The sequence below is a fragment of the Ferrovibrio sp. GW821-FHT12F09 genome, from assembly GCF_058806775.1.
In genome coordinates this window covers 2,002,278-2,014,430 of sequence record NZ_JBXAPZ010000001.1, presented here as the reverse complement: position 1 = coordinate 2,014,430, position 12,153 = coordinate 2,002,278, and the positions used below count along the sequence as shown (strand labels likewise).

Sequence of the window (12,153 nt, the reverse complement as noted above, 5' to 3'; positions counted from 1 at the left end):
GCGATGGAGATGGCTGAACCGCATATCCTGGTTGTTGATGACGACGAGCGCATCCGCACCCTGCTGTCGCGTTACCTCGCGGGCCAGAATTTTCGCGTCACCAGCGCCGAGGATGCCGCCGACGCCGCCGCCAAGCTGGCCTCGGTCAGCTTCGACCTGCTAATCGTCGATGTGATGATGCCCGGGCAGAACGGGTTTGAATTCGTCCGCGAATTGCGCAGCCGCAATAACACGGTTCCCGTCATTCTGCTCACAGCCCGGGGCGAAGCCGAAGACCGTATCCAGGGTCTGGAAACCGGGGCCGACGACTATCTGCCCAAACCCTTCGAGCCCCGCGAGTTGACCCTGAGAATCAATGCCATTCTCAAACGCGCGGTACGGCCGACGGCTGTCGCGGCCACTGCGCCGGTGCGGTTCGGCGACTTTGCCTTCGACGCCGTACGCGGCGACCTGAAACGTGGCGAGGAAACCGTGCCGCTGACCACGGGCGAGGCCCAGTTGCTCCGCATCCTTGCTCGCGCCCCGGGGCAAACCGTGCCACGCGCCGCGCTGGCCGATCCCAGCACGCCGGGCGAAAGCCGGGCGGTGGATGTGCAGATCACCCGCCTGCGCCGCAAGATCGAGGCCGATCCGCGCAATCCGCGTTTCCTCCAGACGGTGTGGGGCGAAGGCTATGTGCTCTGGACCGAATAGTCCGCGGTAGGTCGGCATGATGCTGCTCAAGCGCCTGTTGCCCCGCAGCCTGTTCGGTCGCTGGCTGCTGCTGCTGGTTGCCCCCATTGTCGTATTGCAGGCGCTGCTGACCTATATCTTCTACGAACGCCACTGGGACAGCGTGACGCGCCGGCTCGGACTGGCCGTCGCCGGCGAAATCGCCGTGCTGATCGATACCCGTGAAAACCAGGCGAATCCAGCCGTTCTGAGTGCCCTGATGGAGCGACTGAACACCTCGCTCGATATACATGTCGTCTTTCAGGTCGGCGCGGATTTTCCACTCAACATTCCGGCGCCGCGGCGGTACTCGATCCTGGACCGCATGCTGATCCAGGCACTCAGCGAGCGCGTGCAGCAGCCCTATCACATCGATACCCAGCGCAACGACCGCACCATCGTGATCTACGTCAAGCTGCCTGATGCGCTGCTCGTCGCCACCATTCCGGAAAGCCGGGTCTTTTCCACCAGCACGTATGCTTTCGTGATCTGGATGGCAGCTGCTTCAGTGGTGCTGCTCGGGATTGCGGTGCTGTTCCTGCGCAACCAGATCAAGCCGATCCGACGCCTGGCAGAAGCCGCCGACGCTTTCGGCAAAGGGCGCGAGATCACCGAATTCCGGCCTGCCGGCGCCGAGGAAGTGCGCGCCGCCGCGCGCGCCTTCCTGGCTATGCGCGATCGCATTCGCCGTCATATCCGCGAGCGTACCGACATGCTGGCTGGCGTCAGCCACGATCTGCGTACGCCACTGACCCGCATGAAACTGCAGCTTTCGCTGATGCCGGCCGATTCTGAAGTCGACGAATTGCGGCGCGACGTCGACGAGATGGAAAAGATGGTCGGAGCCTATCTGGCCTTTGCTCGCGGCCAGAGCGAGCAACCGGCCGAACCCACCGATCTGGGCAACCTGATCAGCGAACTGGCCGACGATGTACGGCGGCGCGGCCGGGAATTACAGGTCGAGATGCCGCAAGGCCTGACGCTGCCGCTGCGGCGCCTGAGCTTCAAGCGCGCGCTTTCCAATCTGGTGGAGAATGCCCTGCGGTTCGGGCGCAACGTGCGGCTCAGCGTGTCGCATCACGCCAAGGGGGTCGAACTTCGCATAGAGGACGATGGCCCGGGTCTGCCGGAGAAGGAACGTCACAAGGTTTTCCGCCCGTTCTACCGACTGGATCAGGCTCGCCATGGCAGCGGCAATGTTGGCCTCGGCCTGACCATCGCGCGGGATGCCGTGCTTGCTCATGGCGGTGAAATCACGCTGGGCCAGTCTGCGCTGGGCGGCCTGCTTGTAACGATCCGCTTGCCAATCTGACCGCCGGAAATTCAGTCTGCCGGCTTGGGCTCCGGCTCGGCAACCGTGAAGCGGCGCTCGGCCTGCAGGCGGCCATCGCTATCCTTCAGCAGCACGGCCCATTCACCCGGGAAAATGCGCGATTGCGACCAGATGCGCCAGTTCCGGCTGACATCGACGCGCGCCTTCGAGCGGCCGACCTCCTGGTCATTGCGCATCCAGTAAAACCAGAAGGTTTCTCCCGAGCCCACTTGCGTGCAGTCGAGGCGGGCGAAGGCATAGCCGCGCTCGGTACCGGGCGGATAATTCGCTTCGATCACGCCCTGCGGCTCCAGATTCTGGACATTGCGTGTGAGCGCAAACTGACGCACGACGCAATCGTGATCCTGCGCGGCAGCGGGCCGGCCAAGAACAACGAGCGTGGCAATCAGGGCAAGGGCGAAGGTCAGACTGGTCTTTTTTAACATTGGGCTGTCCGTAGACCGGATTGTCGGTCGAGGCCTGATTCGGGTCAATACATCCGTCCGCCATTCGGCACCGGATGGCCCGGCCCGATCAGCACGACTTCATTATCAGGATCAGGCAGGCCGAGCACCAGAATCTCAGACATGAACGCGCCGATCTGGCGGGGCGGAAAATTCACCACAGCGAGGACCTGACGGCCGACTAGCCCATCAGGCTTATAATGGCGGGCGATCTGGGCAGAAGACTTCTTCACGCCAATCGGCTCACCGAAATCGACCCAGACCTTGATCGCCGGCTTGCGGGCCTCGGGAAAGGCCTCGGCCCGGACAATGGTACCGACACGGATATCGACCTTCTGGAAGTCGTCGGAGCTGATGATGCTCATCGCGGTTCTCGCGGCCCAGAAACAGGAACGGGCGGGATTTGTACCCCGCCCGTCGACTGTCTGGCAAATCGCCCGGCCGCGAGGCCGTTACTTCTTCGGCTTGGCAAAAGCCTTCTTGAACTCTTCGAGGTTTTCATTCATGCGCTGATTGATCAGCTCGAACGCTTCGGTGTTGGTCTTCGACAGCATGTCGGCCAGCTCACGCAGATTGCCGACCGCTTTGTCCACGGCGGCCTTGGCCGTGGCTGCATCCGGAACCGAGGCAACGCCGCCCTTCAGGGTGGTGGTGGCATCGGCAACGGCTTCCTGGAAAATTTCGGCCTGGCGCTTGGCCAGGGCCTGATAGCCTTCATAGGCACGCTTGTTCGCCGCCGTCAGGGCTTCGATATTCTTTTGCTGTGCGGCCGCCAGAGCGGTCGGATCGACCCCCGGCACCTTCAGCTCGGAAAACATCTTGCTGACATCGAAACTGGCGAACGGATTGGCAAAAAGATTGTCTGTGGGCTTGGTCATTTTTCGCTCCCGGGCGTTTGGCGCAACATTAGGCCGCGCCGAAAATATAGGCAGGCGACTCGGCGGTCAATGGAATATTGTGCACTGCACAATATTATTTGCAGCAGTATAACCAGCTAGTTACCGAGTTTATCTCGCAACCGCGAGGTAAAGGATCGCCCCGTCAGCCAGCTCAGGGTCTGCCCCAGCCGCTTGTCGAGATGGGCCATGGTGGCCGCCAGATCATGGCTGTCATCCTTAAGCCAAACCCGCAGCGTGTCGAGATAGATTCCGCCCAGCAGCTTGCGCCGCATCGACCCGGCCAAACCGCCAGAATCGAGGCCGGCAGCCGCCAGGGTCCAGTCCAGCCCGCGCCGCAGGCCGCCATGCAGAAAGATCGCCAGGGCCGCCGGGTCGCTGGGCAGTTCGCGCGCCAGGATACGGATCGCCGGCTTATGGGGCGCCAGGGCATCAAACCGGGCCATAACCGCTTCAAACAGCCGGTCCTTGGCCCCATCGGTGTCGCCCGGGGCCATCGTAGAGCCATCCACAGCAGCCAGCATGGCTGCGTCGATACGCCGGGCATATGCCACCAGTAGATCCGTCTTGGTGCCGTGATGACGATACAGATCGCCCAGCGACACGCCGCTGGCTTCTGCCACCTGGGCCAGCGTCACACTGCGCCAGCCATGGTCGGCAACCAGAGCCAGCAGGGTATCGACCGGATCTTTGCTGCCGATGCCCGTGCTCTTGCGCTTTCCAGCGGTTTTCGCTGCCTTCGCCGACTGGGCCATCGCCGCCTCCTTCGTTGACTGTCTTTATCTGGTAGGCGCCCGGGCCAGCGGCAAGCTCAGCCCGCCAGTTCTTTCGAGCGCCGGGTCGCGGCTGCGACCGCCCGCCGCATCATCGGCTCAAGCCCGTCTGGCGCCATCAGCACATCTAGCGCCGCCTGGGTGGTGCCGTTCGGGCTGGTGACGTTCTTTCGCAACTGATCTGGCGTCTCGCTGCTTTGCCGCATCAGCAGACCGGCACCGCAGACCGTTGCCTTTGCCAGCCGGGCAGCCAGATCTGCCGGAATACCGGCGGCTTTCCCGGCTTCCGCCATGCATTCGGTCAGCCAGAAGACATAGGCGGGACCGGAGCCGGATACGGCTGTCACCGCATCGATCAGGTCTTCATCCTCCACCCAGCCGACCTCACCTACCGCCGACAACAGAGCTTCGCAGAAGTTACGTTGCGTCTCGCTGACAGACGGATTGGCGCTGCAAACCGTGATTCCGGCACCAACAGCCGCCGGCGTATTGGGAATACTGCGCACGATCGCCGCAGCACCGCCGAGCAGCTGGTTCAGCCCGGCAATCGTCTTGCCGGCCGCAATCGAAAGAAAACAGGCGCCTTGCCCAGCATAAGTGGCATAAGCCGGGGCCACATCATCCATGACCTGCGGCTTTACCGCGAGGATCACTAGTGCCGGCTGAAAATCTGCGGGAACCGTAGCGGCAGACTGCACTCTGCGTATCCCAGCAGGTAAATCCGCAACCGCAGTCGGTTCCACAACCACAACATCGTTTGCAGCGATGCCTTGGCGCAACCAGCCGGCGAGCAACGCGCCGCCCATTTTTCCACAGCCAACCAGAAGTATGCGCTTCGACATGCTGTTCTCCGGACCTATCCGTTTATTTATTTACAATTGAAACATTTTAGTTGCCGTGCAGTTTAAGACCCGCCAATAGTCCGCAGCCCAATAATAATCAGCCCTGCACCCAGAAAGTATACGGACGCCGTGGACGATAAAAAATACACAGGGCTTTTTGTCGGCGTCCTATTCTTGCAGGCCCTGGCTTGGATTTTAGTGCCCTATCTGACCCTGCCCAACCCGCCATTGGACGTGCTGGAAGGCGTGGCCTGGAGCCGGCATCTAGATTGGGGCTACCATAAGGGGCCGCCGCTCTTTGCCTGGCTGCTTGGCCTCGGCACGACGCTGATGCCTGGCAGCATGTTGCCGCCTCTGATCCTGAGCCAGCTATCGATTGCCGTAACCTACTGGGCGATCTGGCGACTGGCGAAATACCTTCTGGGCCCGCGCGACGCCCTGGTCACCATTTGCCTCACCACACTGATCTATTACTTCAATTACCCCTCGCCGGAATTCAACCCGATCATCCTCCAGCTCGCGTTCTCGGCTCTGGCCGGATCGTTCTTTTATACCGCTCTGATCGAGAACCGGTTGCGAGACTGGGTTATTGTCGGACTCGCTGTCGGCTTCGGCCTCTTGGCACGCTATTCCATCCTGCTGCATCTGGCGCCGATGGCTGTGTTTGCCTTCCTGAACAAGGAGACCCGCGGATTCATGCTGCGGCCCGGTTTCATGCTTGGCTCGGCAATCGGGCTGATCATTATCGCGCCGCATGTTTACTGGGTTTTGGACAACGACTTCTCGCCGTTGCACTATATCGACCGGCGTGCCGGCGTGACCGAAGGCTTTGAACGCATTTCCCAGCCGATCCGCTTTCTCGGCGCACAATTCACCGCCGTGGCGCTCTCCCTGATCGTGCTTGGCTTTGCCGTGCTGCCATTCGGCCGCAACTACGAACCGATGGTCGGGCTACTGCGCCATGGAGCGCTGTCACGCAACTATCTGATTGCCATCGGCCTGACGCCGGCTCTGATCGTTGTGGTCGTCGCTATCGTGATTGGCCGCGGCCCGCGCGCCATGTGGGGCGCTCCGCTCTGGGTCTTTACCCCGCTGATGGCGGTCGCGTTGCTGCGCGACTTCGCCTTGCCACTCTATCGGCGACGCCTTGTGACGATGTGGGCCGTCACCTTTACGCTGCCGGTCATCATTTTTGCCTTCTCCATGACACTGTGGCCAACCATGCCGCAGTTGAAGGGGCGCAATAAACGCACGCATTTCCCAGGTCACGAATTGTCCATGCGGGTGACCGAGGGCTGGCGCAGCCAGACCGATAATCGACGCCTCAACTATGTGATCGGCTCAATGTGGACGGCCGGCAGCGTGGGCTACTACTCGCCCGATCGACCCAAGGTTTTCCAGGATGGCGATGTGAACCAGACCCCATGGATCAACCTGCAGGACGTCCGGCACTGCGGCGCAGTCGTAATCTGGCAAACGCAGGAAGAGGAAGACGGCTTGTCAGCCGTGGTTGCCAACCTGAAGCGGCCGCTGCTCGTACAGTCCGAACTCAAACTGGCCGCACCGCGCTTCGCCCAGCCGACCTCGCGCTTTACCCTCGGTTGGGGAATTATGCCGCCCGAGCCCGATACCGAATGTATCTGACTGTCGGCTGCTGATGCGACGGCAGCAAATCGCTCAGGCTTCGCCGACGCACTCGAACATGGCTGCCGCCACGGCGTCTTCCGGCGTACGCCCGCCCCAGACCAGGAACTGGAAAGCCGGGTAGAAGCGCTCGCATTCCGACAGGCCGATTTCCATCAGGTCCTCGATCTGCTCGGTCGTCGCGCCCAGGCCGCCGCGCAGCAACAAGGCCTGGCGGAAGACCACCATGCCTTCCTCGACCCAGTAATCGAAATGGCCGATCAGGGCCTTCTCGTTCACATAGGCGAGCAGGGAATGCAGATCGCGCCGGCGGTTGGCCGGCACTTTCATGTCGAACGCGCAGGTGAAACTGAGGGCGCCCAACTCGTCGCGCCAGGAGAACCACATCTGATGTTCGCAGTAGCGGCCGGACACCCCGACGGTCAGCTCGTCCTGACCCTGACGGTCGAACGGCCATTCGTGCTCGCCAACGATCTGCTCGACCAGATCGAGCGGATTGAGACGGCTGGAGGTTTCGGTTTCGATCAGAGTCCGCATGCGCTAGCGCTCCCCCTGTGCGGCGGGCCGGTTCTCGGCAAAAAGTCCGGAATGGCTCATCGATATTGACTGGCGGCTGAGAGTGGAAATGATGGGATTTTGGCCCCATCCGGAGACGGCTTCAGCCTTTGCCGAGTATGCCCCCATACCCTCGGCTGACCATAGATATAGGTGTCGCGACACAGAACACACCATAGATTTAGAATATGCGGGGCAAGGAGGGGGTGCAACAGCAGATTTACGAAAAATTCATGAAATTCGCCTGATCCGGACTGAGGTTAGGCAGGATCGACGAATCCGACATTCTGCTTGGATTCGAGCGCGGCAAGACGCTCCGACAGCCGGATATTTTCTTCCCGGGCCGCCGCCGCCATGGCCTTCACGGCCTCGAATTCCTCGCGGGAGACCAGATCCATTTCGGTCAGGGCGCGTTCCAGCCGCTGACGGAACGCCTGTTCCACCTCGCCTTTTACGCCCTGCAGCGTACCGAGCGCGCCAGTGGCGATACGGCTGAGATCATCGAGCAGGCGATTATCGGTCTGCATGGCGCGACTCCGAAGGGGAAACCCTCATTCCGATATGGCCGCCCCGGCCCGGCATCGCAAGCGCCCGGCCTGTGCATTACTTGGTTTTCCACAGCTATTCTGTCCCCGATTCCACTCTGGCCGAGCGGTTGGAAAGACAGGGGGCGGGTGGTAGTTTCGCCGCCCACGCCAAGACTTACCGGCAGATTCATCGTGACCGAGCAGACCACCACCGATACCGCCGTTTCCGGCGAGCGCGCCAACCGCGAAGCCAAGCTGCAGCAGCTGCGCCAGCTTGGCCTCGACCCGTATCTGGCGCCGAAATTCCCGAAATCGCACAAGAACGCGGCGGTACATGAGGCCTTTGCGCAGCTTCAGCCCGATGAACGGGCCGATGAGAGCGTTGCAGTGGCCGGGCGCGTGATGGCGATCCGCAACAGCGGCATGTTCATCGATCTGGTCGACGATACCGTGAAGCTGCAGATTTATACGGGCAAGGAGGATGTGCAGGGTCGCTTTGCCCCCGTCATGAAGGCGCTGGATCTCGGCGACATCATCGGCGTGCGTGGCAAGGTCCGCCGCACCAAGCGCGGCGAGATCACGGTCGACACCGACGAGATCGTGGTGCTGGCCAAGGCGCTGGAACCGCCGCCGGAGAAGTGGCACGGCCTGAAGAATGTCGAGCAGCGTTATCGCCACCGCGAATATGACCTGATCGGCAACGAGGAAAGCCGCGCCACGCTGCGCACCCGTTTCCGTGTGATCCAGACGGTGCGCCAGTTTCTGAACGGCGAAGGCTTCCTGGAAGTCGAGACGCCGATGCTGCACAGCATCCCCGGCGGCGCCATTGCCAAGCCGTTCGAGACCCATCACAACGCGCTGGATATCCCGCTCTACATGCGCATCGCGCCCGAACTGCATCTCAAGCGCCTGGTAATCGGCGGCCTGAGCGAGAAGGTGTTCGAGATCAACCGATGCTTCCGCAACGAAGGCATCTCGCCGCGCCACAATCCCGAATTCACCACCATGGAACTCTATCAGGCCTACGCCGATTACGAGGACATGATGGATATCGCTGAGCGTACCATCGCGCAGGCGGCGATCACGGCCACCGGCAGCACCAAGGTGAAATTCGGCGAGCATGAGATCGATTTCACTCCGCCGTTCCGCCGTGGCACCATGCTCGGTCTGATCGAAGAGCACGGCAAGGTGAAACTCGACGGCCTGGACGATGCCCAGGCGCGCGACGCGGCGAAGCAGGCCGGCGTCGAGATCGCGCCGACGGCCAGCTGGGGCAAGGTGGTGGAAGCCTGCTTCGAGCATTTCGTCGAGCCCAACCTGATCCAGCCGACCCATGTGGTGGCCCTGCCCAAGGCGATCTCGCCCCTGGCCAAGGCCAATCACGCCAATCCGACGATCGCCGAGCGTTTCGAGACCTACTGCAACACCTGGGAAATCGCCAACGCGTTTTCCGAGCTGGCCGACCCGCAGGAACAGCGCGCCCGCTTCGAGGACCAGCAGAGCCAGCGCGATGGCGGCGACGACGAAGCGCATCGTATCGACGAGGATTTCCTGAAAGCCCAGTCCGCCGGCATGATGCCGATGGGCGGCCTTGGCATCGGCATCGACCGCCTGGTCATGCTGCTGACCAATTCGCAAACGATCCGCGAAGTGATCGCCTTCCCGACGCTGCGCCCGCGCACTGAAGGCGCCGGCGAAACCCCGGACGAGTGATGCTGTTCACGCTGGCCTTCCCGGTCATCGACCCGGTGATCTTCTCCATCGGGCCGTTTGCCGTGCGTTGGTATGCCCTCTCCTACATCGTTGGCCTGATTGCCGGCTGGCGCATCGCCATGCGCCTCGCTGCCAAGCCCGAAAGTGAAGTAACGCCGGAACAGATCGACGGCTTCCTGCTTTGGGCCACGCTGGGCGTCGTGCTCGGCGGTCGCCTGGGCTACGTGCTGTTCTACAATCTCGGGTATTACCTTCAGAATCCGGCCGAGATTTTCGCGGTCTGGCAAGGCGGCATGTCTTTCCATGGCGGCATGCTGGGTGTCATCGGCGCAATGGCTGTTTATTGCCGCCTCGCCAAAGTGCCATTCCTCGCCTTCACCGACATCATCGCCTGCGTGGCACCGATCGGGCTGTTCTTCGGCCGCATCGCCAATTTTATCAACGGCGAACTCTGGGGTCGCGTGGCGCCTGATTTTGCCTGGGCCATGGTGTTTCCCACCGGCGGAGATCTGCCGCGCCATCCGAGCCAGCTGTACCAGGCCGTGATGGAGGGCCTGATCCTGTGGATCGTGATCAACGGCCTGCGGTGGAAGACCGATGCGATGAAGCATCCGGGCCAACTATCGGGCGTGTTCCTGATCGGTTATGGCATGGCGCGCATCATCGGCGAGTTGTTCCGTGAACCGGATCGGCAGATCGGCTATCTGATCGCCGGCACAACCATGGGCCAGTGGCTGTCGCTGCCGATGGTACTGTTTGGCATAGGCGTCGTGTGGTGGGCGCGGCGACGGCCGACGGCGTGAGCTCCGCACCGCTTCACGATATCCTGCGCCGCCGCATCGCTGCGGAAGGGCCGATCACCGTTGCGGCCTGGATGGCCGACTGCCTGCTGCATCCCGACCATGGCTATTACCGGAGCCAGGAGGCGATCGGGGTAAGCGGCGATTTCACCACGGCACCGGAAATCAGCCAGATGTTCGGCGAATTGCTCGGCCTGTGGGCCGCCGACTGCTGGCAGAAGCTCGGTACACCGGAACGCTGCTATCTGGTCGAACTCGGCCCCGGCCGCGGCACGCTGATGCGCGATGCCCTGCGGGCGGCGCGCACCCTGCCCGCCTTCCGCGCCGCCATCACACCGGTCCTGATCGAGGCTTCGGCTCGCATGCGCGGTCAGCAGGAAGCCACCCTCACCGCAGAGCAGGCCATCTGGCATGAACAGATCGGCGCAATTCCCAGGGATGCGCCAATCATCCTGCTGGCCAATGAATTTCTCGACGCCCTGCCGGTACGACAGTTCCAGCGCGGTGACGATCGCACATGGCACGAGCGATGCGTCGGTCTGGACGATGATGGCGGCTTCCGGTTCCTGCTCGATCCGCGCGCCCTGCCGTTCGACGATCTGTTGCCGGCGGTGCTGCGCGAAGCACCGCCTGGCGCCCTGCTGGAATCGAGCCCGCCGGTTCGTGCCGTGGCTGTCGAAACCGCGGCGCGGCTGAAGCAACAGGGGGGAGCGGCCCTGTTCATCGATTACGGCTATGCCAAACCTGATTTCGGGGAAACCCTGCAGGCCGTCTATCGCCATACCTATGCCGATCCCTTGCAGAATCCCGGCCTGGCCGACCTGACCGCCCATGTCGATTTCGCCTCATTCGCGCTCGCAGCCAGCCGTGCCGGCGCCGTGGCGCATGGACCGCTGGGCCAGGGCGATTTCCTGCTGCGTCTGGGGATTACAACCCGCGCCGACAAACTCAAGCAATCCAATCCTTCGCAGGCCGGCGATCTGGATCGTGCCGTGCACCGGTTGACCGCGCCCGAAGCGATGGGCACCCTGTTCAAGGTGGTGGCGCTGAGCGCCCCGGATTCGTTCATTCCGGCAGGATTTGCATGACTGTCGCCCATTTAGATATCTCGGCCGATATTGCGCCCGTTACGGCTCCGCTGCTGGCCGGTGTTGCCCATGGCTTTTTCACCCGCCGTGGCGGCGTTTCGCAGGGCCTATATGCTTCGCTGAACTGCGGCCCGGGGTCTTCGGACGCCCCGGATAATGTGATCGCCAATCGCAGCCGCGTGGCAAAAATCCTGCAGGCCCCGCATGGCCTGGCTTCGCTGTATCAGGTCCATGGGCGCGAGGTCGTCGTGGTCGATGGCAGCTACGATCCTGCGGCACGTCCCAAGGCCGATGGCCTGGTGACGGCGCGACGCGGCGTGGCGCTGGGCGTGCTGTCGGCCGATTGTGCGCCGGTATTGTTTTCCGATGCAGACGCCGGCGTGATCGGCGCCTGTCATGCCGGATGGCGCGGCGCACTGGCCGGCATCACTGATGCCACCATCGAGGCGATGGAAAAATTGGGGGCTGCACGTGCACGCATCCGCGCCGCCATCGGCCCCTGCATCGGTCAGAGATCCTATGAAGTCAGCGATCCCTTCCGTACCGAATTCCTGAACGCGGATACCGGGAATGCCGTCTTTTTCGGCGAGGGCCGGCGCCCCGGGCATTGGCAGTTCGATCTGCCGCGCTATTTGCTGCAACGGCTGCAGCGCAGCCGTGTGACAGCCGAAGATCTTGGCCTCGATACCTGCAGCGATCCGGCACGCTTTTACAGTTATCGCCGCATGACCCTGGCCGGTGAAGCCGATTACGGGCGGCAAGTCTCGGCGATTGCCTTGCCGGTGTGATCCCGGCCATGCCGCATCTGTTTTTCTTTATGGTCCTGTG

The 12,153-nt window shown here is 62.4% G+C and carries 14 protein-coding genes; 7 read left to right on the top strand and 7 right to left on the bottom strand.

The window, feature by feature from the left end:
- The first annotated feature begins 9 nt into the window (after positions 1-9).
- Both AC1ROB_RS10010 and AC1ROB_RS10005 read left to right on the top strand, forming a co-directional pair.
- A complete protein-coding gene (locus AC1ROB_RS10010) occupies positions 10-693 on the top strand; it encodes a response regulator (RefSeq protein WP_492971327.1) in 684 nt (227 codons plus the stop codon).
- 16 nt (positions 694-709) lie between these two features.
- Positions 710-2,023 carry an ATP-binding protein gene (locus tag AC1ROB_RS10005; RefSeq protein ID WP_492971328.1) on the top strand — a complete coding sequence of 438 codons (1,314 nt, stop codon included), beginning with the start codon at positions 710-712 and terminating at the stop codon, positions 2,021-2,023.
- Positions 2,024-2,034: 11 nt separating this feature from the next.
- Here AC1ROB_RS10005 and AC1ROB_RS10000 read toward each other — a convergent pair whose 3' ends face one another.
- The 5 genes from AC1ROB_RS10000 to proC form a co-directional block, all read right to left on the bottom strand.
- Entirely contained in the window at positions 2,035-2,469 is a 435-nt protein-coding gene (locus AC1ROB_RS10000) for a DUF2914 domain-containing protein (RefSeq protein WP_492971329.1), read from the bottom strand.
- Positions 2,470-2,513: 44 nt separating this feature from the next.
- A complete protein-coding gene (locus AC1ROB_RS09995) occupies positions 2,514-2,852 on the bottom strand; it encodes a tRNA-binding protein (RefSeq protein ID WP_492971330.1) in 339 nt (112 codons plus the stop codon).
- Positions 2,853-2,939: 87 nt separating this feature from the next.
- On the bottom strand, positions 2,940-3,365 hold the full coding sequence (locus tag AC1ROB_RS09990; protein ID WP_492971331.1) for a phasin family protein: 426 nt from the start codon (positions 3,363-3,365) through the stop codon (positions 2,940-2,942).
- A gap of 116 nt (positions 3,366-3,481) precedes the next feature.
- Positions 3,482-4,138 (bottom strand): TetR family transcriptional regulator, encoded by a 657-nt coding sequence (locus AC1ROB_RS09985; protein WP_492971332.1) that lies wholly within the window; start codon positions 4,136-4,138, stop codon positions 3,482-3,484.
- A 56-nt stretch (positions 4,139-4,194) separates the two neighbouring features.
- Positions 4,195-4,998: a pyrroline-5-carboxylate reductase gene (proC, locus tag AC1ROB_RS09980; RefSeq protein ID WP_492971333.1), complete on the bottom strand. Its 804-nt coding sequence runs from the start codon at positions 4,996-4,998 to the stop codon at positions 4,195-4,197.
- A gap of 129 nt (positions 4,999-5,127) precedes the next feature.
- On the opposite strand from proC, the gene AC1ROB_RS09975 reads away from it, so the two are divergent.
- Positions 5,128-6,642: a glycosyltransferase family 39 protein gene (locus AC1ROB_RS09975; protein ID WP_492971334.1), complete on the top strand. Its 1,515-nt coding sequence runs from the start codon at positions 5,128-5,130 to the stop codon at positions 6,640-6,642.
- 33 nt (positions 6,643-6,675) lie between these two features.
- On the opposite strand, the gene AC1ROB_RS09970 is transcribed toward AC1ROB_RS09975, so the two are convergent.
- A complete protein-coding gene (locus AC1ROB_RS09970) occupies positions 6,676-7,179 on the bottom strand; it encodes a type III secretion system chaperone family protein (RefSeq protein WP_492971335.1) in 504 nt (167 codons plus the stop codon).
- Between the two features lie 278 nt (positions 7,180-7,457).
- On the bottom strand, positions 7,458-7,724 hold the full coding sequence (locus AC1ROB_RS09965; RefSeq protein ID WP_492971336.1) for an accessory factor UbiK family protein: 267 nt from the start codon (positions 7,722-7,724) through the stop codon (positions 7,458-7,460).
- A 192-nt stretch (positions 7,725-7,916) separates the two neighbouring features.
- Between AC1ROB_RS09965 and lysS the strand changes: the two genes are divergently transcribed.
- The 4 genes from lysS to pgeF are packed head-to-tail and all read left to right on the top strand — an operon-like array spanning position 7,917 to position 12,113.
- Complete coding sequence (gene lysS / locus AC1ROB_RS09960) at positions 7,917-9,437, top strand: lysine--tRNA ligase (protein WP_492971337.1); 1,521 nt, start codon at positions 7,917-7,919, stop codon at positions 9,435-9,437.
- Positions 9,437-10,240, top strand: a complete 804-nt coding sequence (gene lgt, locus AC1ROB_RS09955; protein ID WP_492971338.1) for a prolipoprotein diacylglyceryl transferase — start codon at positions 9,437-9,439, stop codon at positions 10,238-10,240. The genes lysS and lgt overlap by 1 nt, the downstream gene beginning before the upstream one ends.
- Positions 10,237-11,325, top strand: coding sequence for a class I SAM-dependent methyltransferase (locus tag AC1ROB_RS09950; protein WP_492971339.1), 1,089 nt, complete (start codon positions 10,237-10,239; stop codon positions 11,323-11,325). Before lgt ends, AC1ROB_RS09950 begins: the two co-directional genes overlap by 4 nt.
- The gene (pgeF, locus tag AC1ROB_RS09945) at positions 11,322-12,113 is read left to right on the top strand and encodes a peptidoglycan editing factor PgeF (protein ID WP_492971340.1); all 792 of its coding nucleotides are present in this window, start codon (positions 11,322-11,324) and stop codon (positions 12,111-12,113) included. Before AC1ROB_RS09950 ends, pgeF begins: the two co-directional genes overlap by 4 nt.
- The last annotated feature ends 40 nt before the right edge of the window (positions 12,114-12,153 follow it).

Bases quoted from the DNA above. Each gene is read 5' to 3' on its own strand.
- AC1ROB_RS09970 (WP_492971335.1), bottom strand. From the start codon at position 7,179: ATGCGGACTCTGATCGAAACCGAAACCTCCAGCCGTCTCAATCCGCTC.
- AC1ROB_RS09965 (WP_492971336.1), bottom strand. From the start codon at position 7,724: ATGCAGACCGATAATCGCCTGCTCGATGATCTCAGCCGTATCGCCACT.
- AC1ROB_RS10000 (WP_492971329.1), bottom strand. From the start codon at position 2,469: ATGTTAAAAAAGACCAGTCTGACCTTCGCCCTTGCCCTGATTGCCACG.
- lgt (WP_492971338.1), top strand. From the start codon at position 9,437: ATGCTGTTCACGCTGGCCTTCCCGGTCATCGACCCGGTGATCTTCTCC.
- AC1ROB_RS10005 (WP_492971328.1), top strand. From the start codon at position 710: ATGATGCTGCTCAAGCGCCTGTTGCCCCGCAGCCTGTTCGGTCGCTGG.
- AC1ROB_RS09995 (WP_492971330.1), bottom strand. From the start codon at position 2,852: ATGAGCATCATCAGCTCCGACGACTTCCAGAAGGTCGATATCCGTGTC.
- proC (WP_492971333.1), bottom strand. From the start codon at position 4,998: ATGTCGAAGCGCATACTTCTGGTTGGCTGTGGAAAAATGGGCGGCGCG.
- pgeF (WP_492971340.1), top strand. From the start codon at position 11,322: ATGACTGTCGCCCATTTAGATATCTCGGCCGATATTGCGCCCGTTACG.
- AC1ROB_RS09985 (WP_492971332.1), bottom strand. From the start codon at position 4,138: ATGGCCCAGTCGGCGAAGGCAGCGAAAACCGCTGGAAAGCGCAAGAGC.
- AC1ROB_RS09990 (WP_492971331.1), bottom strand. From the start codon at position 3,365: ATGACCAAGCCCACAGACAATCTTTTTGCCAATCCGTTCGCCAGTTTC.
- AC1ROB_RS10010 (WP_492971327.1), top strand. From the start codon at position 10: ATGGCTGAACCGCATATCCTGGTTGTTGATGACGACGAGCGCATCCGC.